The sequence below is a fragment of the Brevibacterium renqingii genome (assembly GCF_017808095.1).
GTDB classification, from domain to species: domain Bacteria; phylum Actinomycetota; class Actinomycetes; order Actinomycetales; family Brevibacteriaceae; genus Brevibacterium; species Brevibacterium renqingii.
The window spans coordinates 742,142-764,572 of record NZ_JADBHG010000001.1 but is presented as its reverse complement, the minus strand read 5'-3'; the positions used below and the strand labels follow the sequence as shown (position 1 = coordinate 764,572).

The following is a 22,431-nucleotide window of genomic DNA, read 5'->3' as shown; positions in this document are numbered from 1 at the left end:
CTGGAGCACGCGCGGGGCGACGGCCCACAGTGCGGACGGTGGCTGATGCCGCAGGAGTCTCGCCGTCTCTCGTCAGCTTCGTGTTCAACGAACGTCCCGGGGTGTCCGAATCGACGAGATCACACGTCCTCGAAGTGGCAGCGGAACTCGGCTATCAGCCCGATCCGCGAGCACGCGAACTGCGCACCGGCAAAGCGATGACGATGGGGCTGGTCGTCCGCAATGTCGCGAATCCGTTCTTCAACGAGCTGCTCATGGGGATGCAGGAGAACGCCGAACCGGACGGCGTCTCCATTCTCGCCACTGATACGCAGTTCGATCCGGCACGGGAGGACGCACATGTCCGATCGCTGGCGTCCCGGAGACCTGCCGGGCTGGCGATCGTGCCGGTCGGCGACGCCGCCGCGGTGAAGCTCTGGCAGAGGCTCCAGCCGGACACGCCCCTGGTCATCGTCAATGCCACCCTGGCCGCCGCACCGGAGGTTCCCCACATCACTCCGGACGACGTCTCCGCGGTGCGTCTGGCCTTCGACCATCTCCAGAACCTGGGACACCGTCGCATCGCCCTGCTGTCGGCACCGGCCGATCTCATGCCCGATCGCGATCGCTTCGATGAGTACCTGCGTCTGTGTTCGGTCCGGGGCCTGGATCCGATGCCGATTCATGCCTCTCTCCGCGGTGACGGGCTGACCGACCACTTGAGAGACGTGCTCGCCGCTGCGCCGGGTCAACGGCCCACCGCCATCATCACGAACTCGGACCACACCGCCGCCTACGTCTACCATGCGGTCAGACAGCAGGGGTTGTCCGTCGGAACCGATGTCTCCGTGGTCGGTCATGACGACTTGTCGACGTCGGCCCTGCTCCAGCCGGGGCTGACGACGATCAAAGCGGATCTGCGCGAAATGGGTCGGCAGACATACCTCCGACTCACCGACTCGACCTTGGGCAACCACCGCGAACCCGTGACGCTCGTCGTCCGCGGATCGACGGGGCCTCCTCGGCGGGCCTGAGATCATCGGCCCCGAGCGTGGGGTCACGGTTGTCTCCTGCGGGCACATCCGGCCCGATCCGGGCCGGCATTTCGAAGTGGATCCACCCGCAGGAGACATCGATGACGCCGCGAGCCCCGCGCGAGCCGCGGCTTCAGGTCAGCCGCGTGGGCGGTGACTGCGTCTTCGTCGGATCGGTCTCCGGAAGGTCGCCGAGGACGGCGTCGATGCGCGCGAGCACCTCGGCGTCGAGCTTGACCCCGGCGGCGCCGACGTTCGATTCGATCTGCTCGGGGCGGGAGGCTCCGACCAGTGCGGTGGCGACATTGTCGTTCGCCAGCACCCAGGCGATCGCGAGCTGCGCCATGGTCAGGCCCAGATCGGAGGCGATCGGCTCGAGCCCGGCCACCGTGTTCAGGGTGTCGTCGTTGAGGTACCGGCTCTTGATCATGTCCGCGCCGCCGCCCTTCTCATCGGTGGCGCGCGATCCCTCGGGGAAGGCCTGACCCGGCTTGTACTTGCCGGTGAGCACACCCTGGGCGATCGGGGACCATACGACCTGGGAGATGCCCAGTTCCTGCGAGGTCGGGATCACCCGTTCCTCGATGACGCGCCAGAGCATGTTGTACTGCGGCTGATTCGATACGAGCTGGATGCCGAGGTCGCGAGCCATGTGATGGGCGGCTCGCAGCTGATCGGCGTTCCATTCGCTCACGCCGATGTAGAGAGCCTTGCCGGCACGCACGATATCGGCGAAGGCCTGCATGGTCTCTTCCAGCGGCGTCTCGTAGTCATAGCGGTGAGCCTGATAGAGGTCGACGTAGTCGGTGCCGAGCCGACGCAGGGACCCGTCGATCGACTCCATCATGTGCTTGCGCGACAGGCCGGTGTCGTTGTGGCCCTGCGGTCCGGTCGGGAAGTAGACCTTGGTGAAGATCTCCAGCGATTCGCGCCGCTGTCCGGCCAGCGCATCGCCGAGGACCTGCTCGGCCACCGTGTTCGCATAGACGTCGGCGGTGTCGAAGGTGGAGATGCCGGCGTCGAGGGCGGCATGCACGCACTTCGTCGCCGTCTCGTTCTCCACCTGCGAGCCGTGGGTGAGCCAGTTGCCGTAGGTGATCTCGGAGATCTTGAGTCCGCTGTTTCCCAGATATCTGTGCTCCATGGCTTCAGCCTACGACGGCCCACAGCCTCATGAAACCCCTCTGAACACCGGCCTCAGTCCTCGAGCAACCCGCCGGAGTCGCGGCCCGGGGTCGACGGGGCGGCGTTTTCGGAGATGTGGCCGCGCAGAGTCCGGGCGAAGGACTCGGCATCTCCCGAGCGCAGATGGCGAGTCAGCGCCTCGTGTTCGACGATGATCTCCTCGCAGCGTGCGAGCAGGTGGCTCCTGGCCATGAACAGGGTGAAGCGGTGACGATCGGACAGCTGCGAGTACATCTCGAGCATCACTCGGTTGTCCCCGGCTTCGACGAAGCCGCGGTGGAAGGCGAGCGTGAGGTCGATGAACCGGGCGATGTCCTCCTCGGCGAAGGCGGCACGCTGCTCGACGATGGACTCCTCGAGGCGATCGGCCAGACGCTGCCGGAGGGCGTCCGGGGCACGGTCGACCGCGGTCGTCTCGAGGACGTACCGTGCGTCGGCGAGTTCGGCGATCGTGCGCGCATCGACGCCCTGGACGATGGCCCCGCGCTTGGGGTAGATGAGGATCCAACCCTCGTCCTGCAGTCTGGCCAGGGCCACGCGCACCGGGGTGCGGCTGACTTCGATCTCCGCGGCCAGGGCCGCCTCGCCGAGCATCGTCCCCGGAGCATGGACGCCGTTGAGGATCTGGCTGCGGATCACCCGATAGGCACGTTCGGCCGCGCTCAGCGTCTCCTTCTTCGCACTCATCAGTGTCCTCCGCTCATTCCCCGGCCCGGGAGCGCTCGGCCGCCGTCTCCTGCTCCGTCGGCTCGGCGGCCGCTGCAGCGCCTCGGCCCGGCCAGCGCATGTGCGGGACGGCGCGGATGGAGAAGCCGACGGCGATGACCAGGACGAATGTGGCCATGAGATTGATCCAGAGAAAGCCGCCGGCACCGAGGACGGAGCCGGCCATGGCGGCCATGACCGCCCCGCCGAGGTTCATCGCCGAATCCGAGGCGCCCTGCAGCGGCACCTTCGCATGGGCCGGCACCGAGGCGGTCAGCAGAGCCGAGCCGCCGATGAGGAACATCGACCAGCCCACTCCGAGCAGGGACAGGGCGATGCTGAGCAGGATCATCGATGACTCCGGGGCTACCGCATCGATGACGCCGAGGACGATGGTGAAGGTGAAGATGCCCGCGCCGCCGGCGATGACGAGGCCCGGCCCCCATTTGTCGGCCATCCAGCCGAAGACGGGGGAGAGGGCATACATGCCGGCGATGTGGATGCTCACGACGATGCCGATCGCCCCGAGGCTGAATGCCTGGTGGTCCATGTGCACCGGGGTCATGACCATGACATTGGTCATCATCATCTGACCGGCGATGATCGTGATCATCGCGAACAGCGGCACCGGTCGGCCCACGGCGAAGCGCAGCGCTTCGCCGAGTTTCATCGGCGCGCGGGCGGCGTCGGCGGTGGTCGCAGTCGCCTCGGTGGCGGTGGACGCGGAACCGTTCGCCGAGGAGGCCGTGCCGTCCGCATCGTCGTCCTCGTGGCCGGGGTGAGCGGTTCCCGCGGTGACCGATTTCGTCAGCGTCGAGGCCGACAGAGTGGCCAGGGCGAAGGCGACCATCGAGATGAGGTAGGGGCCGGCCAGACCGTTCATCCCCAACGACTGGCCGAGGTGGGCCCCGGGCGCTGTGAAGCTCGGGCCCATCACCGATCCGATGGTCGTCGCCCACACGACCAGCGACATCGCCCGGCCCGCCGCTGCGGGATCGGCGAGATCGACGGCGGCGTAGCGTGCCTGCAGGCCCGAGGCGGTCGATGATCCGCACATCATCATGCCGAGCATGAACAGCGGAAGGAACTGGAGTGCGACGCCGATGAGGACGACGACGGCACCGAGCGTGCCGATGCCGAAGCCCAAGGTCAGGGCCGTGCGGCGGCCGGACCGACCGGCGAGGACGGCAAGGGGATAGGCGATGAGTCCGGCACCGAGGATGACGCTCATCTGCGCGAAACCGGCCATCGAGGTCTGCCCGGAGATCTCCTCGGCCAGCAGTCCGCCGACGGCATAGCCCGAGGCGATTCCGGCTCCCGAAAGGAGTTGGGCGGTGATCAGCTTCGCCTGTTCGCGAGCACGGCTCGTCATCGATGCCTCGTCTTCGTTCTCGGGGTTGGAGTGTTCGGGTGGTGCCGGGCACGCACGGCGTCGGGCTGGGCGTGCACCAGCCCAACCTATCTTGCATGCATCTTGGATACAAGATGGAACGGAAGGCTTCACCGAGGACAGGGGGTCGTCGACGGTCCACAACGGCCTGAGTGTCGGAAGGTGGGCCGGGACTATTGGAAAGTGGACGGGGCGCGGCCGATCTCGCGGGAGAATGCGGCCGAGAACGCCGCCGGTGAGGAGTACCCCAAGCGTTCGGAGACCTGGGTGATCGAATGGGTGCGCAGCAGGCGCAGACTCACCAGCACTCGTGCTCGCGTCCGCCATGCCGCCGGGCTCATTCCGATCTGCGTCCTGAAAGCGCGATCGAGGCTGCGTTCGCTCATCCGCAGCTCCTGTGCCCAGTCCCGGTTGCTCAGCCTCAGGCTCGGGTGCTCGAGATAGTCCGTGCAGGCCTGGCGCAGAGCGGGATCGCGGGGGAGGGGGACCTCAAGCGGCACCGCCGAGGCACGCTGGAGTTCGAGCAGGGCGAGGGCGAAGACGTGGTGCTGGTGGGATGACATCGACTCGGTGAGTTCGAAGGAGTCGGCCGAACGCAGCAGCTCGCGCAGCAGGGGCGTGACCGTGATGACCGTGCATCTGTCCGGCCACCAGGGAACACTGGTCGGTTCGATGTAGAGGCTCCATGTCGTGACGTCGAGGAACCGCACGAGGTGGTCGGTCCCGGCGGGGATGAGCACGGCCTGGTGGGTGGGAACGGTCCACGAGCCCTCCTGGGTCTCGACGAGCATGACGCCCGTCGAACCGTAGAGCAGCTGCGCCCGACGGTGCCGGTGATAGGGCAGCACGGTGTCAGGCGGATACCGGGTCCCGACCGGCAGCACCTGCCATGGGTGGGAGTCGACGTCATCGATCGCAGGAGTGCGCACGGCTCGATCATAGTGGCGAAGTCTCGCAAGAACACGACAGACTGTCGATTGCCGGCCTGGCGACGGTGGGTTGGAATGGACGAGTGGAATTTCTCGGACTCATCCTCATCGGCTGCCTCGTCGGTCTGACGACGGTGCTCTTCGGGTTCGGCGGCGGCTTCGTCACGGTCCCGATCATCACACTCGTCGATGCGGACCTCGGCGGCGACACGGCGCGGGTGGCGGCGGCCACCTCGGCGCTGGTGATGCTCGTCAATGCCGTCGTCGCGACCGTGTCGACGAAGCGATCCACTCTTGCCCACCTCAAGGGACGGTGGTGGCTGCTGGGGCTGCTGGGCCTCGGCGGGGCGCTCGGGGCCTTCGGCGGCAGGTTCGCCCCGGAAGCGCTGCTGCAATGGGGGTTCGTCGCCTATATCGCGGCCACCGCCGTCGATCTTCTGATGCGGCCGGGGTTCTTCCGCCGCCGCGCAGCGGTCATCGAGGCCACCAGCGAAGGCGGGCGAGGGATCTCCGCGGTATGGGGGATTCCGATCGGCGGCCTGGCATCGTTCCTCGGCGTCGGCGGCTCGGTGATGACGGTGCCGATGATGCGCCGGTCCGGGGCGACGATGACCGTGGCCACAACCCTGGCCAACCCGCTGACCTTGGTGATCATGTCTCCGGCCGTGCTCGTGACGATTCTGGCACCGGCCTCGATCGAGGCGCCGGGCATCGTCGGGGCCCTCGACCTGTTCTCGGCTGTTGCACTGCTCATCGGAGGGCTGCCGATCATCGTCTTCCTGCGCCGGAGGGTGCCGAAGATTCCGGAGCTCCTCCATGCCTGGGGCTATTTCATCCTGCTCATCACCGCCGGGGTCGTCGTCGCGGTGGCATGACGCCGGTCATTGCCTGCTCGTGCCCGCCGAGGGGACCACTTCGCGTCGACGGGACCGATTGTGAGGAGTCCTCTCGACGCGAAGTGGTCCCCTCGATGACGCGCGGCCCGTCTCAGCCGTCCCAGCGCCGTTTCCGCAGCACCGGCGGCAGGCCGAAGTAGATCGGCGGGCGAGCGGATGCCGAATCGCCGGCCGCACCCGGATCGCAGCCATCCGCCGGTCCCAGCGCCCACGCGCTCTCCCAGCTGATGAGTTCGCCGGCATGGCAGACGGGGTCGCCGCCGCTCGAGGGCGGTTCGGCCCACAGCCACATGTTGATCCCGAATTCGATGAGCGTGAGTCTCTCGGCCTCGCGGTCGGAGTTCTCCTTCACGAGGGCTCGGCGCAGCCGCTCCGAGGCCTCCTCGAGCTCGGTCCATCCGTCCCGCCGGTGCGGCAGGAACACCCACGTCCCCGCGGGGACCCGTGCCGGCACGAGCTCCTCGAGTCCGATGACCTCGACCGAAGGAGCGTCGGCATTCTCCAGCAGTTCGCCGAAGCACGCTCGGGCGACGTCGGGGGAGGGCGCGACGATGAGCACGTGAGCCGCCTCGGCGCGCACCTCCTCGAGGGTGAGGTGGGTGAACACGTTCGCTCGCATCTCCGCGAGCACCGGCGTCCAGTGCCCGGGCACGGCTGCCGCGGCGAGGAATCGGCTGGAGCGTGGTCGCTCCTCATCGTGGCGCATCGTTCCTCCCCTCGCCGAGGCCGGTCATCGTCCCCTCCCATCATGCCCCTTCACCCCGCCGGCGGCCACGACCGCGTGCCGTAACGAATCGATCACGTCGTCCGCATGAACGGCGTCGCCGGTGCACTGCGGGTTTAAGATCGTCCAGGTGGATCGGGAGTCGGCAACTGGGCCGACCTCGATCCACGACCGTGTTCATACTCCACCTGCCGCTTGGCTCCGAACATCACGACGGGAACCCGATGCCATCCTCTTCCCCCTCTGACCTCGCCTCGACGCGTCTGTCCGCTCGCGTTCTCCTCGCGCTCGTCAGCCTCCTGACCATCGCCCTTCTGGCCGGATGTGCCGAGGGAAGCGATGCGAACGCCGGGGGAGATGAGGTCTCGTGGTCGACGGAGGAGGACCCGACACCGCAGGAGACCCAGGATTCCGGTCCGGCCGAAGACGCCGAGGCGGCCGTCGACGAGGGCGAAGACGGCACGGGCACCGAGGACAGCGAAGAGGTGGGACGCGCCGGCGGCTCGGCGACGGGCACGGCATTGGCGATGCTCGACGAGCTCGCCGTCAAAGGGCGCGCACCGAAGACCGGCTACGATGCGGACCTGTTCAAATGGCGCTCTGATGCCGACCACAACGGCTGCGACACCCGCAACGATGTGCTCCGCCGCGATCTGACCGACATCACTCTCAAGGCCGGGACCAAGGGGTGCGTCGTCACCGCCGGTACCCTCGACGACGAATACAAGGGCGAGAGCTACGCCTTCGACCGGAGCCCGAACAACATCGACATCGACCACATCGTCGCCCGCTCGAACGCATGGCAGACCGGGGCGGCGAAGTTCGACGAGGAGACCCTCAGGGAATTCGGCAACGATCCGCTCAACCTCCTCGCTGTGAGCTCGAGCCTCAACCGGCAGAAGGGCGACGCAGACGCCGCGACCTGGCTGCCGCCGCACAAGGCCTACCGCTGCGAGTACGTGGCTCGTCAGATCGCGATCAAGCACAAGTACGAGCTGTGGGTCGTCAAGGCGGAGAAATCGGCGATGGAACGTGTGCTCTCCTCCTGCGACGAGCAGCCGGCGTTCGCAGACGACGTCTCCTGGCCCGGTCCCGGCGACGGCGACAACGTCACCACGGAACAGGAGACGAAGAAGCCGGCGGAATCGAAGTCCGAACGCTCCTCCGGTTCGACGTATTTCAAGAACTGCGCCGCCGCGCGAGAGGCCGGCGCCGCACCGGTCCGCGAAGGCGATCCGGGATATGGCAGGCACCTCGACCGTGACGGAGACGGGATCGGCTGCGAATAGTCGCCAGCACTGACCGGTCGGAGGCTCCCCGGTGTGTGCTGGATCTCAACGGCTCGGTAATCTGAGTGCTGACCCGTTGCTCTGACGCTCTGCTGCTGTCAGGGCCTCAGCCTGTGTCGCCGACGATGAGGAGACCGACCATGTCCGGACTGGACACCGCCCTGACACCTCTGCGCTTCCTCGAGAGGTCCCTCGAAGCCCACCCCGAACGTGAGGCGATCATCGACGGGCCCCGGCGCTTCACCTACCGGCAGATGGCCGACATCGTCCAGCGCCTGGCCGAAGGGCTCAAGCGCCGCGGACTCTCCGACGGTGACACCGTGGTCGTGCTCGCGCCCAACAGCGCCGAGGCGCTCATCGCCCACTACGCGGTGCCGCTGGCCGGTGGTGTCCTCGTCATGCTCAACACCCGCCTGGCCCCGCCGGAGGTCGACTACATCCTCGGCCACAGCGAGGTGAAGTTCCTCTTCGGCGATGCCGGACTTCTGCAGCCGGTCGTCGACGCCGGGGCGGCGAGCGGAGTCGAAGCCATCGTCGTCCACCCGGACGAAGACGGAGCACCGGGCGAGCTGAACTCGACGGATGGTCGGGTCGAAGCCTATGCCGACTGGGCCGCCTCGGCGCCGGAGAGCCCGCGGGTGTGGGAAGTCGAGGACGAAACCGCGACGATCACCGTCAACTACACCTCGGGCACCACCGGCCGGCCGAAGGGCGTCATGTACACCCACCGCGGCGCCTACCTCAATTCGCTCGGGGAGGTCATCACCCAGGACTTCGCCCCGCTCACCCGCTACCTGTGGACGCTGCCGATGTTCCACTGCAACGGCTGGTGCACGACCTGGGCGCTGACCGCGGTCTCGGGTACGCACGTGTGCATCCGGGCCGTGCGCGGCACCGAGGCCTGGCGGCTCATCGACGACGAGAACGTCACCCGCATGGCCGGCGCCCCGGTCGTGCTCAACACCGTCGCCGGGGCCAAGGAAGCCCACGACATGGGCGGCGCGCTGTCGATCACGACCGCCGGAGCTCCGCCCTCGCCGACGACGATCGCCCTGCTCGAAGACCTCGGCATCGAGGTCATCCACGTGTACGGGCTGACCGAATCCTACGGACCCTACTCCTCATGCGAACCGCAGCCCGACTGGATCGGCCTGCCCGTCGACGAGCGCTCGGCCCTGAAATCGCGGCAGGGGATCGGCATGATCAGCGCTGACCGTATGCGCGTGGTCGAATTGCGCGACGATGATGTGCTCGACGATGTTCCGCGCGATGGGGCGACGATGGGCGAGATCGTCATGCGCGGCAACAATGTCATGAAGGGCTATCTGGGCGCCCCGGACGCCACTGCCGAGGCCTTCCGCGGCGGCTGGTTCCACACCGGTGATCTCGCCGTGATGCACCCGGACGGCTATGTGCAGATCCTCGACCGGGCCAAGGACATCGTCATCTCCGGAGGCGAGAACATCTCGACGATCGAGGTCGAACAGGCGATCGTCGCCCATGACAGCGTCGCCGAGGCGGCGGTCGTGGGCATGCCCGATGAGAAGTGGGGTCAGCGGCCGCTGGCCTACGTCGTGCTCAGATCCGGCGCCGAGGTGGACGAGGCCGGGCTCATCGCGTTCGTCAAGACCCGCATCGCGTCCTACAAGGCACCGAGCGCCGTCGAGTTCGTCGATGTCCTCCCGACGACCTCGACCGGGAAGATCCGTAAGAACGCACTGCGGGAGCGGGCGCAGGGATAGACCCCGCCGGCCCAGGACAGGCAGCTCTGGCCGGCGAGGTCGGTGCTGCCCGGCCCTGCCGGCCTACCGGCTACTCCCCGGCGCTGGGCAGGGGGACGTTCTGCAGGCGCAGCTGACCGCGGGAGAGCTGCTTGCCCGTGGCCGAATCGCTGATGACGACTTCCCACAGCTGCTGGGTCCGCCCCTGGTGCAAGGCGCTCGCTGCGACGTCGACCCGGGCGCCCGTGCTGGGGCGGAGGAAGTCGGTCGCGTTGTGGACGCCGACGGCGAACTGCCCGGATTCGGCCACGGCGAAGCTGCCGCCGATGCTGGCGGCGCTTTCGACGATGGAGGTGTAGACGCCGCCGTGGACGACGCCCCATGGGGTGTGGTGGTCCTCACCGAGTTCGGCATGTCCCCGCACCGAGGTGGTCGTGACCTCATCGACAGTGAATCCGATGGCGTGGACGAACCGACTCGAGCCCTCCATGGAGACGCCGGCAATCGAAGTGTCCTGTGTGCTCATGGTGCCCCTTCGGTCTGGCTGAATGTTCTTGAGTCAGCCTACCGGTGCTGATCGGCGTCGTGAGCTCGTCGAATGCGCGGGCGGCGGGGAAGGGCCGATCAGGTCCTGACGCCCTATCCGATGAGGCTCAGGCACTCGGTGATGATGCCCGAGAGCCTGCGCGTGTTCGCTGCGAGCTCGGAGCCGGCCGGACTCTGCGGAGTGGCCAGCAGGAGCGAGCGGGAGAAGGCCGGATCCTCGATCGGCAGCAGGGCCACTCCCGGATGATGGCCCATCGAGGCCAGCAGCGGGACGACGCCGATGACCATCTCCGCGGCGATCATGCCGAGCATCACCGAGTAGTCGTCGGTGCGGAACTCGACCTCCAGCTGGTGACCTGCGGCCTTGAAGGCATCGACGACGATGATGTCGATCGGGTCGTCCCGAGTCGACCCGAGCAGCCAGTTCTCGTCCTGCAGCCCGACCAGGGTCTCCACATCGATGGACTCTCGGCTCGCAAGAGGATGGGAGGCCGGCAGTGCCAGGTGCACGGGTTCGCGGAACACCTCGGTCGTGCTCACCGTCTCAGTGAAGGGCAGGTCGTAGCCGGGCACCGAATAGAGCAGCACGGCATCATAGTCGTGCTGGTTGACATGAGCGACGAGCTGATGGATCTCCTCGAGGGTGCTGTCGATGTGCAGCCCGGCGAGCTTCGACTTCTTGACGATCGAGGGCAGCAGCGCCGAGGCGGCCGTGGGGAAGGTGCCGAACTTCATCCGCGACAGACCGCTCTGTGCATGCGCGCGCACATCGTGCAGAGCCCGCTGTGACAGGGTGAGGATCCGCTGGGCCCGGTCGAGCATGATCTCCCCGGCCGCCGTCAGCGTCGACCCCCTGGTCGAGCGCTCGACCAGAGTGGTGCCGCAGAGTCTGTCGAGGTTGCGCAGGTGATAGTCGACCGAGGGCTGGCTCCAGCCCAGCTGCTTGGCCGCGCGGGCGACCGAACCCGTCTGAGCCACGGCGGTCAGGGCCTGCATCTGACGAAGATCGAGCATGCCCCGATCCTACGCCGTCGCAGCCCTTCGCTCCATACGCTCTATGGAGCGAACCAGGGATCTGGGGGATTCCTCCCATGGATCTGATGCGTGACGATAGCCCTATGTTGGAATCGCTCACGGACACATCAGGCGCGCAACACCGCCTCGGGGACCACCACCGCTACCGTCTCGACCAGGACCAGGCTCCGTATTCGGCGGCCCTGAGCGCACTGGCGGCCCGCGATTCGATCAAACTCATGGTCCCCGGCCACGGCGGCACGGACGCCGGCATCAGCGACCTGCTCACCGACTTCATCGGCGAGAAGGCCGTCAGCCTCGACGTGCCCATGCTGCTCGAGGGCATCGACCTCGAGGACGACTCCCCGTTCGCCGACTCGCTGGCCCTGGCCGCCGATGCCTGGGGAGCCCGCCGCACCTGGTTCCTCACCAACGGCGCCTCCCAGGCCAACCGCACCGTCGCGCTCGCCGTCGCCGGCCTCGGCGAGAACGTGCTCGCCCAGCGCAGCGCCCATTCGAGCTTCAGCGACGGAGTCGTGCTCGCCGGCCTCCACCCCAGCTACGTCCTGCCCTCCGTCGATTCCGCCAACGGCATCGCCCACGGTGTCTCCGTCGCCTCCCTCGAAGCGGCCCTCGGCCTGGCCGAGGACGAAGGCCGCCCTGCCTCGGCGGTCTACATCGTCTCCCCGAGCTACTTCGGCTCCGTCGCCGATGTCCGCGGCCTGTCCGAGGTCGCCCACGCTCACGGGGCGCCGCTCATCGTCGACGGCGCGTGGGGCCCGCACTTCGGTTTCCACCCGAGCCTGCCCGAATCCCCGGCCCGCCTCGGCGCCGACCTCGTCATCTCCAGCACCCACAAGCTGGCCGGTTCGCTCACCCAGTCGGCGATGCTCCACCTCGGTGACGGGCCCTTCGCGGAGGTCCTCGAACCCCTCATCGCCCGCGCGATGACGATGACGGCCTCGACCTCCTCCTCGGCGCTGCTCATGGGCTCACTCGACATCGCCCGGCGCGCCCTGGCCACCGGAGAGGATCGGATCGGCGCCTCGATCGACACGGCGCTGCGCTTCCGTGAGCTGCTGGCGACCGATGAGCGCTTCGCCGACGTCGGCGAGGGTTTCGGCGAATTCCCCGACATCGCCGCGACCGATCTGCTGCGCGTGCCCATCGACGTCTCCGCCACCGGAATCAGCGCCCACTGGGTCCGCGACAGGATGATGACCGAGCACGATATGTACTTCGAGATGTCGACCGACACCACGCTCGTCGCCGTCATCGGCGCCGGCAAGACCCCCGACGTCGACGCCGTCTTCGCCACCCTCGTCGAAGTCGTCGAATCACCCGAGGGCCGGGCCGAGGCCGCGCGAGGAAACGCGCGGACGGACTTCCCCGAGTTGCCCGTACCCGGACGGATGCGGGTGCGCCCGCGTGAGGGATACTTCGCTGCCACAGAGATCGTGCCGGCCGCCGAAGCCGTGGGCCGGATCTCCGCGGACTCGCTGGCCGCCTATCCGCCGGGGGTCCCCAACGTCATGCCCGGAGAGGAGATCACCGCCGAGGTGGTCGACTTCCTCACCGCTGTCGCCGCCTCCCCGTCCGGCTTCGTCCGCGGAGCCGTGACCTCGGCCGTCGACAGCTTCCGGGTCCTCGGAGAGGCGGCATCGCTGCCGAAGGAGGAGTCCCCCCATGCTTGATCTGCTGCTCACCGACGCCCGTGTGCGCACCTTCGATCCGAACCGGCCCTGGGCCGAAGCGGTCGGCATCGCCGGCGGACGCATCGCCTACGTCGGCGATGCCGCGGACGCTCCCGCCGCCCGTGAGACCCGCCGCCTCGGCGGCAATCTCCTCACCCCGGGCATCATCGACAGCCACAATCACCTGCTGCTCGGCTTCGACCCCGACGCCGTGAGCCTCGAAGGCGCGGAGACGCTGTCCGAGGTGCGCTCGCGCATCAGCCGCCTCGCCGCCGAACGACCCGATCTCGACTGGGTGTGTGCGGAGAACGCCGTCTACTCCATCGTCGACGACCGCCGCCCCAACGCCGATGACCTCGCGGGACTGACCGACCGGCCGATCTTCGTGACCACCTACGACCAGCACTCCGTATGGCTCAACGACGCCGCCCTGACCGTTCTGGGCGTCCACGACGGTGCCGACATCGCCTGGGGACGGCCCGAACGAGACTCCTCGGGACGGGCCACCGGCTGGGTCACCGACTTCTACACCTCGGCGATGACGAGCGCGGGCCTGGCCGCACTCCAACGCGACATCCCCATGTACTCACCCGAACGCCGGTACAAGAAGATCCTCGGCAGCCTCGACATGGCCACCCGCTCGGGCATCACCACGGTCATCGAACCCCAGGTGCCCGTGGCCGAGATCGGCCTGTTCGAGCGCGCATTGAACGAAGGCCGGCTCTCCTCCCGCGTCATCGCCGCTCTCTTCCATCCCGTCGACTCCGCCCCCGAGTTCCGCCAGGAGCTGCGCACCGCCGTCGACGAGGCCCCGCGCAGCGACCGCCTGCGCTTCGGGCCGATCAAGCTCTACGCCGACGACGTCATCGAACCGCACACGGCCTGGATGCTCGACGACTACGCCAACCGGCCCGGACTGCGCGGCCACCCCTCGGCCCCGGTCGGCGAACTCAGCCGCATCGTCACCGAACTCGACCGCCTCGGCTTCCAGACCCACACCCATGCCACCGGCGACGGGGGAGTCCGGCTCGCCCTCGATGCCATCGCTGCGGCACAGGCGACTAACGGCACCCGCGACCGCCGTCACGGGATCGTCCACGTCGAATGCCTCGACCCGGCCGACCTGCCGCGGTTCGCCGATCTCGGCGTCACGGCCGCGATGCAGCCCCGCCACGCCTCACCGGACCTCATCGAAGGCACCTGGATGGACAACGTCGGCGAGCAGCGCTGGGACCGCGCCTGGCGCGTGAAGTCACTCATGGACAGCGGAGCCCATGTCGCACTGTCGAGCGACTGGCAGGTCGGGGAGATGGATCCGCTCGTCGGCATCTACTCGGCACTGACCCGGGCGGGACTCGACGGGACGAGCTCGTGGACACCCGATGAGATCATCACTGTCGACCAGGCCCTCTTCGGTTACACACACGAAGGTGCTTGGGCCTGGCATGCCGAGGACCGCCTCGGCATCATCCGGCCCGGAGCCGACGCCGACCTCGTCGCCTGGTCGGCCGACCTCTACGGCCTCGATCCGTCCGCTCTGCTCGAGCAGAGGGCCGACCTCACCATCGTCGGCGGACAGATCGTCCATGACACCGGTGCCACCGGCGGCGACCAGGGCGAACAGGGACTCAACCGCATCGACATCGCGGCGAAGACTCTCAATCCCGACCGCAGCTGCTCGGGACATGGGCACTGATGATGGTACTTTGTTGTTGAACCACTATTCAGTTAGGAGATCGATGTCGATCAAGGAGTTGTGTCAGCGCAACGTCGAGGCCGCCGAGGAGGCTCTCCTCGGGATCAGCCACCGGATCCATGCCGATCCGGAGCTCGGGTTCGAGGAGTTCCGAGCAGCCGAGCTGCTGAGCACTGAGCTCGAGCAGCGGGGGTTCGCTCTCGAGCGCGGGCTCGCCGAGATGCCCACGGCCTTCAAGGCCACCCTCGGCGACGGTCCGCTCACCGTCGGCATCTGCGTCGAATACGACGCCCTGCCGGGGATCGGCCATGCCTGCGGGCACAACGTCATCGCCGCGGCCGGGATGACCGCGGCCTTCGGGCTGGCGCCGCTGGTCGATGAGCTCGGCATCACCCTCGTCGTCTTCGGCACCCCGGCCGAGGAGAACGGCGGAGGCAAGGTCCTCCTCCTCGAGGCAGGAGCCTTCGACGGCGTGGATCTGGCGATGATGGTCCATCCCTCGAACAAGGAGCAGTCGCGCACGCACTGCCTGGCGATCGGCGAGCTGCGGGTCCGCTTCATCGGCAAGAACGCCCATGCCTCTGCGGCCCCTTATGAAGGCATCAACGCCGCCGACGCCGCGACTCTCACGCAGGTGGCCGTCGGCCTGCTGCGGCAGCAGCTGCATCCGGGCGATCAGATCCACGGCTTCATCTCCCACGGGGGCGAGGCCGCCAACGTCATCCCCGCCGAGACCGAACTCGTCTTCAACTTCCGGTCCCCGAAGCTCGAGACCCTCAACCGCCTCGAGCAGCGCATCCGCGCCTGCGTCGAGGGTGCGGCCACGGCGACGGGTTGCCGCTTCGAGGCCGACAGCGACGCTCCGGCGTACTCGGAGTTCAACAACAACGACGTCCTCGCCGATCTCTACAAGGCCAACGCCGAGGCGCTCGGACGGGTCTTCGACCACGAGGACGACACCTCGCCGGTCGGATCGACGGACATGGCCAACGTCTCGCGCGTCGTTCCCGCGATCCACCCCATGATCGACATCGACTGCGGACCGGCAGTCAACCATCAGCCCGAGTTCGCCGCACACTGCGTCAGCGCCCCCGCCGATCGCGCGGCGATCGAAGGCGGGCTGTCGATGGCGTGGACGGTAATCGATGTCGCCACCGACGAGGAGGCTCGGCGCAGCTTCTCCGCCGACCGTCAGCATTCGCTGGCGGACTGAAACGAACAAAGGAGTTCACCTGTGAAGTACTGGCTCATCGGATCGATTCCGTTCATCGGGGTCTTCCTGCTCACCTGGCTGCCGTTCATCAACGGCCCGCACCTGTGGTTCGGCATGCCCGCGATCTTCGTCTGGCTGACTCTCTTCAGCACGATTCCGGTCACCGCGGTCCTCATCTACTTCGAGAAGACCCGCCGCGACCTCGGGGGTGACGACGAATGAGCATGACAGTCATCGTCGGCCTCCTCGGCATCGTCCTCATCGCCGCCTTCGGTTTCATCGGACGTCGACGTCCGGTGAAGAACATCGAGGAGTGGACCGTCGGCGGACGCAACTACGGCGTCCTCACCGCCTGGGTGCTCCAGGCAGGCGAAACCTTCACGACCTTCACCTTCCTCGGCACCGTCGGCCTCGTCGTCTCCATCGGCGCCTCGGCCTTCTACTCGATCCCCTATGTGCCCCTGGCCTACATCGCCATGTACTGGGTCGGTCCGAAGCTGTGGCGCAAGGCGAAGGAGATGGGCTATCTCACGCAGGCCGACTTCCTCCGCGGCAGTTACAACAGCCCGACACTCGGCTGGCTCACGGCCTTCTTCGGCATCCTCTTCCTCCTGCCCTATCTGCAGCTGCAGATCACCGGACTCGGCATCGTCATCTCAGTGGCCACCGGCGGTGAGATCAACGAGAACTTCGCGATCGTCCTGTCCTTCGTCCTCGTCATCGGCTTCGTGCTGTGGTCGGGCATCCGGGGAGTCGCGCTGACGTCCTACCTCAAGGACGCGCTGATGATCGTCGTCGTCCTCGGGCTCACGATCGTCATCCCCTTCCACTTCCGCGGCGGCCTCGACTTCGGCGTCGAAGAGGTCCTCGACAAGATGCCCGAGATGCTGTCGGTCCAGCCCGGCGAAGTCGGCATCCCCTGGGTCGTCTCGAGTATGGCCATCAGCATCATCGGTGTGATGTTCTACGCCCTGCCCCACACCTGGCCGGCCCTGATGTCGGGCCGCAGCGAAAAGGTCGTGCGCCAGAATCTCATCTACCTGCCCATCTACAACATGCTCGCCTGCATCCCGATGCTGCTCGGCTACACCGCGATCCTCGCATTCGGGCTCAGCCAGGACGGCGATCTCGCGATGCTGAAGATGGCTGCCGCGGCGCTGCCGGACTGGCTCACCGGAGTCGTCCTCGTCGCCGCTGCCTCGACGGCCATGGTTCCGGGTGCTGCCCTGCTCAACGCCATCGCACCCTTGGCCGTGCAGAACGTGTTCATGATCAAGGGCGATAGGAAGAAGATCGCCTACAACCGGATCTTCGTCATCGTCTTCGGTCTCGGCGCGCTCGTCCTCGCACTGACGATGCCGAATCTGCTCGGGATGATGCTTCTGCTGACCTACAGCGGTTCGACCCAGGTCGTGCCGGCTATCATCGGCGCGGTGATCCCGCGGATCACGCTGCACAAGGCCTCGGTCATCAGCGGCCTGTGCTCGGGGCTGTTCATCGTGCTCCTGTTCACGTTCTCGCCGATCCACGGCCCGAACATCAACGAGGGCATCAGCGGCCTGGCTGTCAACATCGTCGTCCTCGCCATCGTCGAGATCGCGATCCGAGCGACCCGTCCGCGCGTTCCGGTGGCTGTGCCCGAGAAGGCCGAAGAGGTCGTCTGACCGACTGCTGCCGCCGCAAGGTCCCTGCCGCCGGCACCGCACCGGTTCCCGCCGCCCCGCACCGTGAGCATGCTCTCGGTGCGGGGCGGCGGAGGTTCAGGCGAAGATCGCGAGACCGAACACGACGAAGATGATGAGGTGGGCGACGCCGTGGACGGCGGTGACGCGTCTGCCCGCGAACGCCGTGATCGACACCAGGAGGGTGATCCCGAGCAGCAGCAGGTTGATCGGCGATTCAGCGAGCACGATCCGCTGATCGGTGAGCATGCCGATGACGAGTACAGTCGGAATGGTCAGCCCCACCGTCGACACCTGGGCCCCGTGGCACAGATTGCTCATCCGCTGGATCTCGCCGTTCCACGCAGCCCGCACCGAGGTCAGCGTCTCCGGCAGGAAGACGATCATCGCGATGATCACCCCGGACAGCGCCACAGGAGCGCCGAGGCGGCCGAACCCGTCATCGAGCAGTGCGGCCATATCGTGGGAGAGCAGCACGATCGGCAGGACCGTGGCCACCAGCAGTGCCAGGCGGAGGATGATCTCGAGACGATGGACCGAGAGGATCTCGACGATTCCCTGCGGTTCGGTCCCCTCCCCGACAGCCGCCTCGGCGGGGGAGGTGCGCGGGGCCGATGGTCCGGGTGCGACGCGGGGATCGACCTCGATGAATTCCCGAGCCTGCGGGCCCATCTGCCGGTAGAGGAAGAAGACGTAGATGCCGACCGTGGCGATGATGATCGGAATCTCCTGCCAGGTCTCATAACTGCCGCTTGAGCCGATGAGCGCAGGTACGGCGAAGGCGAGGGCGACGAGGACGATGATCATCGACAGGTAGTTCGAGACGCCGGTGCGGTTGTGGACCATGCTCCCGTGACGCCATCCGCCGACGAGCAGACAGAGACCGACGACCGCGTTGAGGATGATCATCGATACCGCCATGACCGAGTCCCGCGCGATCGTGGCGTGGTCGCCGGGACCCAGCAGGACCGCGGCGATGAGGATGACTTCGATGAGGCAGATCGACAGGGTGAGCACGAGGGTGCCATAGGGATCGCCGAGGCGACCGGCAAGGTGCTCGGCCTCGGTGACGACGCCGAAGGCGCAGACGAGGATGACTGCGACGATGACGACGAGCGCGGTGACGAGAACGGGCCCGGCGACCGGGGGATCGAGCAGTGACCCAGTGAGCTGGATGGCGATGAAGGCGCCCCAGCCGAGGACGAGGCGAATGATCGCAGTCGGCGTGACGATGCTGCGGAGGGCCGCGGACATGAGGGGTGTTTCCTCTCTCTGAGGCCGTCCTCATCGTGACTCTCACGCGACCGGGTCGTCCCGGCCGGTTCCTTCCGCTTCCAGAGTATCCATCGGGTGCGTGCCCCTCAAATCCGGGAGCTGCGGCCCCGCGGGCTCGGCTGCGGAACCGGCGGCGAGAGACGATCTGGTCGAATGCAGCGAAATCCGTGTGCCCGTTGCTCTCGACTGCGCCGAGGAGCTGTGGAGATAATTGGCCATGACTACGTTCGCTGGCGGCGAGGATCTCTCGGGCGCTGTTTTTGTCGATGCAGACCTGCGCGGCGCCAAGTTCGTCGAATCAGACCTGTCGAGGGTCGTGATCCGCGGGTGCGACGTCGGGGGAATGGAAGTCGACGCTCCGTGGCTGAGGTTCGGTGAGCCGATGATCGTCAACGGAGTCGATATCGGGCCGTTCGTCGAAACGGAGCTCAACAGGCGCTTTCCGGGACGTGAAGAGCAGACGGCTGAATCACCGGAGGCACTGGTGGAGGCGTGGGCCAAGCTCGAGACAGCGTGGTCTGCTGCTGTCGAACGCGCACGCACGATGCCGCCCGGTGCCGTCGACGAGACAGTGGCCGGGGAGTGGTCGTTTGCGCAGACCCTTCGTCACCTCGTCTACGCCACCGACAAGTGGCTTCCAGGCGGCGCACTGCAGTCCGGCAAGGACCCCCATCCCCTCGGGCTGAACCACGCTGCTGTCGACGTCAGCGCCCCACCGTCTTTCGAAGAGGTGCTGTCCGTTCGCGCCGATCGTCAGGCCCAGGTGCGTGCATTCCTCGCGGCCGCGACGATCCGACTGCTCGACGAGGAATGCCCGAGTCCGAATGATTCGTCGCAGCCGGAGACCGTCCGCAGGTGCGTGCAGGTGATCCTCGAGGAGGAGTGGGAGCACCTGCGGTTCGCGACGCGCGACCTCGATGCACTCGATGCCGGGGCGTGTGAATCGGGCGAACCGCCTCCTCGGCGCCGATGAACTTCGCGCTTGCAGCTCTGGTCGAGCGGGTCAGCGCCCGTCTCGAGGGTCGCCGGAGCGGTCTGCCTCAGGCCTCGGCCGAGACCGATCTCGCTCCTGAGCTCCGCTTGCCGCGGGCGCTCTTTCTGCCGGTGGAAAGGAGGCGGTCGATGCTGAGGCGGCCCGGACCTGCGGCTGCGATGAGCAGCGCTCCGGCCGCCAGCGCTGCGACGAGTTCCCAGCCGCCCTGATCGACGAATGGCACGGGCATGAGGTGGACGATGATGAGTGCTCCGATGAGGTCTGCGGCCAAGAGGACGCCGACGAGCGGAGTCAGTGCGCCGAGGATGAGCAGCGCGCCGCCGATGAGTTCGACGAAGGTGGCAAAGGGTGCGGCGATGTCGGGAAGGGGGACTCCCATCTGCGAGAACGATTCAGTGGTTCCGGCCACGGTCCACTCGTTGAATTTCTGCCAGCCATGCGCGATGAAGATGGTGCCGAGGCCGATCCGGGCAATGACGGTGATGATGTCGCGGGCGATGGTCGGGAATCCGGTCGTAGCGTACACAGCGTTCTCCATGATTGGTTGAAATTGCAATCACACAGTATTGGCCGAGTATGACAAGACGCTGGGTGCTATTGAGCAGTCGCAGCGACCAGCCGGACCGCCCCGGCCCACCGCTCCCGGTCGGACGGCTCCCGACCGGGTCCGTGAGCGAGTGTGCGGGTCATTGGGCGATGATCGGCGTGCGCCTCGGAATGCGCGAGCCCTGAGTGCAGGAGCCGGTCAGAAGCCGTAGGCGGCGTCCGCGGCCTCTCGGATCTCCGAGTAGGTGCGCGTGAGCACGATCGTGTCCTCGGCGAGTCGGTCGAGGCGCTGGATCACATCGTCGTTGACGATCTGATTCCGATGCAGATCCTTCTCCTCGACGAAGGCGTAGGGCTGGACGACCTGAGCCTTCATATAGGACAGGATCGGCTGCAGATGCTGCTGCGGGATGAGGTAGTGCTTGGCCGAACCGGCCGTGGCGACCATGCTCACCACCTTGTCCCGGAAGGCATTGACCGGCAGCAGATCGAAGACGTTCTTCAGCGTCGCAGGGATGGAGGCCTGGAAGATCGGGGTGCCGATGATGATCGCATCGGCCTCCATGAGGGCACGAGTGATGCGACCGGTGTCACCCGTGTACTCGGTGTAGTTGCGACCGTCGCTAAAGACCATGTCGACCTCGGCGAGATCGATGAGTTCGATCTCGACCTCGGGCTCCTGCTTCATCACGGACTGCGTGATGTACTCCATCACGGTGCGTGTCTTGGTTCCGACGTTCGAGCCGGAGAGGGCGATGACCTTCATCAGTTAAGCTCCTCTGTCTTCGTGGCTGTGTACTTCTTCGCGGCCGGGATGATCTCCGAGCCGATGGTCTCGATCTGCTTCATCACCTTGTCATAGGGCATTCCGCCGAAGTCGATCTGCGCCAGGTAGCGCTGATGGCCGAAGACCTCGTGCTGGTGGAGGATCTTCTCGATGACCTGCTGGGGACTGCCGATGTTGACGATGCTCGCAGGGTCAACGCTCTGGGCGAAGAGCTGCTTGGGCATGCCCTGACCGTTGACCCGCTTCATCCCGTCATTGACGTGAGGGTAGAGGTCCTTGAGCGCCTCCTGCGAGGTCGGTGCGGTGTAGAGGAACCCGGCAGTGGCAACCGGCAGGGCAGCAGGGTCGTATCCCTGATGGCGGGCAGCCTGGCGGTAGGCGTCGACGGTCGACTTGAACACCGAGGTGGTGCCACCCAGATGTGCCATGACCATGGGCACACCGGCCAGGCCCGCCTTGATCGCGCTTGCCGGGGCTCCGCCCACGGCGCGCCAGATGGGCAGGGACTCCTGCGCGGGGCGGGGGAGGACCTCCGCATTGTTCAGAGGTGCCCGGAACTGTCCGCTCCAGGTGATATGCCGATCCTGGTTGATCTTCTGGAGCAGATCGAACTTCTCCTCGAAGAGCTCCTCGTAGTCGCGCAGATCGTAGCCGAGCAGTTCGAACAGGCCCACGCGGGAGGCGCGGCCTGCGACGAGCTCGGCGCGTCCGCCGGAGATGAGGTCGAGGGTGGCGAAGTTCTCGAACACCCGCACCGGATCCGAGGTGCTCAGAATCGTCGAGGTGCTGCCGATGCGGATGGACTTCGTCGCCTGGGCGATGGCGCCGAGGATGACGGCGTGGGCCTGGGAAGCGAAGTACTCCTGATGGCTCTCGCCGAGGCTGAAGAAATCGAAGCCGGCAGCTTCCGCGGCTTCGGCGTAGCCGATGAATTCGCGGATGCGCTCTTCGGCGCTCACCCGTGTGCCGGTGACGGGGTCCGGCAGATGGTCGCCGAGGGAATAGACCCCGAACTGCAGGCCCTCACTCGGGTCGATGTTGAGCTTGTCCATCATATTCATGGCCTCGGACATGGCGGTTCCTCCTGTGCTGAAAACGTCGCTTGCCATGTCAACTGAGAGGGCTCGAGGAT

21 protein-coding genes are annotated in these 22,431 nt (G+C 66.9%); 10 read left to right on the top strand and 11 right to left on the bottom strand.

What is annotated here, in order from left to right; genetic code table 11:
- The first annotated feature begins 38 nt into the window (after window positions 1-38).
- A complete protein-coding gene (locus IIE29_RS03440) occupies window positions 39-1,013 on the top strand; it encodes a LacI family DNA-binding transcriptional regulator (protein WP_209323785.1) in 975 nt (324 codons plus the stop codon).
- 133 nt (window positions 1,014-1,146) lie between these two features.
- On the opposite strand, the gene IIE29_RS03435 is transcribed toward IIE29_RS03440, so the two are convergent.
- From IIE29_RS03435 to IIE29_RS17090, 4 genes are all read right to left on the bottom strand, one after another.
- On the bottom strand, window positions 1,147-2,157 hold the full coding sequence (locus IIE29_RS03435) for an aldo/keto reductase family protein (protein WP_209323784.1): 1,011 nt from the start codon (window positions 2,155-2,157) through the stop codon (window positions 1,147-1,149).
- 53 nt (window positions 2,158-2,210) lie between these two features.
- Window positions 2,211-2,885 (bottom strand): GntR family transcriptional regulator, encoded by a 675-nt coding sequence (locus tag IIE29_RS03430; protein ID WP_209323783.1) that lies wholly within the window; start codon window positions 2,883-2,885, stop codon window positions 2,211-2,213.
- Window positions 2,886-2,898: 13 nt separating this feature from the next.
- On the bottom strand, window positions 2,899-4,275 hold the full coding sequence (locus IIE29_RS03425) for an MFS transporter (protein WP_209323782.1): 1,377 nt from the start codon (window positions 4,273-4,275) through the stop codon (window positions 2,899-2,901).
- Window positions 4,276-4,466: 191 nt separating this feature from the next.
- Window positions 4,467-5,222 carry an AraC family transcriptional regulator gene (locus IIE29_RS17090; RefSeq protein WP_209323781.1) on the bottom strand — a complete coding sequence of 252 codons (756 nt, stop codon included), beginning with the start codon at window positions 5,220-5,222 and terminating at the stop codon, window positions 4,467-4,469.
- Window positions 5,223-5,305: 83 nt separating this feature from the next.
- Between IIE29_RS17090 and IIE29_RS03415 the strand changes: the two genes are divergently transcribed.
- Window positions 5,306-6,097 carry a sulfite exporter TauE/SafE family protein gene (locus IIE29_RS03415; RefSeq protein WP_209323780.1) on the top strand — a complete coding sequence of 264 codons (792 nt, stop codon included), beginning with the start codon at window positions 5,306-5,308 and terminating at the stop codon, window positions 6,095-6,097.
- 112 nt (window positions 6,098-6,209) lie between these two features.
- Here the strand turns inward: IIE29_RS03415 and IIE29_RS03410 are convergent, their stop codons facing one another.
- Window positions 6,210-6,824 carry a hypothetical protein gene (locus tag IIE29_RS03410; RefSeq protein WP_209323779.1) on the bottom strand — a complete coding sequence of 205 codons (615 nt, stop codon included), beginning with the start codon at window positions 6,822-6,824 and terminating at the stop codon, window positions 6,210-6,212.
- A gap of 242 nt (window positions 6,825-7,066) precedes the next feature.
- Between IIE29_RS03410 and IIE29_RS03405 the strand changes: the two genes are divergently transcribed.
- Entirely contained in the window at window positions 7,067-8,131 is a 1,065-nt protein-coding gene (locus IIE29_RS03405; RefSeq protein WP_209323778.1) for a GmrSD restriction endonuclease domain-containing protein, read from the top strand.
- A gap of 140 nt (window positions 8,132-8,271) precedes the next feature.
- Window positions 8,272-9,873: an AMP-binding protein gene (locus IIE29_RS03400; RefSeq protein WP_209323777.1), complete on the top strand. Its 1,602-nt coding sequence runs from the start codon at window positions 8,272-8,274 to the stop codon at window positions 9,871-9,873.
- Between the two features lie 70 nt (window positions 9,874-9,943).
- Here the strand turns inward: IIE29_RS03400 and IIE29_RS03395 are convergent, their stop codons facing one another.
- Window positions 9,944-10,378, bottom strand: a complete 435-nt coding sequence (locus tag IIE29_RS03395; protein ID WP_209323772.1) for a PaaI family thioesterase — start codon at window positions 10,376-10,378, stop codon at window positions 9,944-9,946.
- Window positions 10,379-10,491: 113 nt separating this feature from the next.
- Complete coding sequence (locus IIE29_RS03390) at window positions 10,492-11,412, bottom strand: LysR family transcriptional regulator (RefSeq protein ID WP_209323770.1); 921 nt, start codon at window positions 11,410-11,412, stop codon at window positions 10,492-10,494.
- Window positions 11,413-11,516: 104 nt separating this feature from the next.
- Here IIE29_RS03390 and IIE29_RS03385 point away from each other — a divergent pair, with 104 nt between their 5' ends.
- From IIE29_RS03385 to IIE29_RS03365, 5 genes are read left to right on the top strand one after another with little or no spacing between them, the layout of a single operon-like run.
- Window positions 11,517-13,106 (top strand): aminotransferase class I/II-fold pyridoxal phosphate-dependent enzyme, encoded by a 1,590-nt coding sequence (locus tag IIE29_RS03385; protein WP_246475659.1) that lies wholly within the window; start codon window positions 11,517-11,519, stop codon window positions 13,104-13,106.
- A complete protein-coding gene (locus IIE29_RS03380; RefSeq protein ID WP_209323763.1) occupies window positions 13,099-14,802 on the top strand; it encodes an amidohydrolase in 1,704 nt (567 codons plus the stop codon). Before IIE29_RS03385 ends, IIE29_RS03380 begins: the two co-directional genes overlap by 8 nt.
- A gap of 43 nt (window positions 14,803-14,845) precedes the next feature.
- On the top strand, window positions 14,846-16,015 hold the full coding sequence (locus IIE29_RS03375) for a M20 family metallopeptidase (protein WP_209323761.1): 1,170 nt from the start codon (window positions 14,846-14,848) through the stop codon (window positions 16,013-16,015).
- A gap of 21 nt (window positions 16,016-16,036) precedes the next feature.
- Window positions 16,037-16,237, top strand: a complete 201-nt coding sequence (locus tag IIE29_RS03370) for a hypothetical protein (protein WP_209323759.1) — start codon at window positions 16,037-16,039, stop codon at window positions 16,235-16,237.
- Complete coding sequence (locus IIE29_RS03365; protein WP_209323758.1) at window positions 16,234-17,679, top strand: sodium:solute symporter family protein; 1,446 nt, start codon at window positions 16,234-16,236, stop codon at window positions 17,677-17,679. Before IIE29_RS03370 ends, IIE29_RS03365 begins: the two co-directional genes overlap by 4 nt.
- 96 nt (window positions 17,680-17,775) lie before the next feature.
- Here the strand turns inward: IIE29_RS03365 and IIE29_RS03360 are convergent, their stop codons facing one another.
- On the bottom strand, window positions 17,776-18,951 hold the full coding sequence (locus IIE29_RS03360) for a calcium:cation antiporter (protein WP_209323756.1): 1,176 nt from the start codon (window positions 18,949-18,951) through the stop codon (window positions 17,776-17,778).
- A gap of 238 nt (window positions 18,952-19,189) precedes the next feature.
- On the opposite strand from IIE29_RS03360, the gene IIE29_RS03355 reads away from it, so the two are divergent.
- Window positions 19,190-19,945 (top strand): DinB family protein, encoded by a 756-nt coding sequence (locus IIE29_RS03355; RefSeq protein WP_209323755.1) that lies wholly within the window; start codon window positions 19,190-19,192, stop codon window positions 19,943-19,945.
- A 67-nt stretch (window positions 19,946-20,012) separates the two neighbouring features.
- Here the strand turns inward: IIE29_RS03355 and IIE29_RS03350 are convergent, their stop codons facing one another.
- The 3 genes from IIE29_RS03350 to IIE29_RS03340 all read right to left on the bottom strand — a co-directional run bounded on the left by IIE29_RS03350 (window position 20,013) and on the right by IIE29_RS03340 (window position 22,372).
- Window positions 20,013-20,492, bottom strand: a complete 480-nt coding sequence (locus IIE29_RS03350; RefSeq protein WP_209323749.1) for a DoxX family protein — start codon at window positions 20,490-20,492, stop codon at window positions 20,013-20,015.
- A 219-nt stretch (window positions 20,493-20,711) separates the two neighbouring features.
- Window positions 20,712-21,278: an NADPH-dependent FMN reductase gene (locus IIE29_RS03345; protein WP_209323747.1), complete on the bottom strand. Its 567-nt coding sequence runs from the start codon at window positions 21,276-21,278 to the stop codon at window positions 20,712-20,714.
- Window positions 21,278-22,372, bottom strand: coding sequence for an LLM class flavin-dependent oxidoreductase (locus IIE29_RS03340; RefSeq protein ID WP_209323746.1), 1,095 nt, complete (start codon window positions 22,370-22,372; stop codon window positions 21,278-21,280). Before IIE29_RS03340 ends, IIE29_RS03345 begins: the two co-directional genes overlap by 1 nt.
- Window positions 22,373-22,431: the final 59 nt, after the last annotated feature.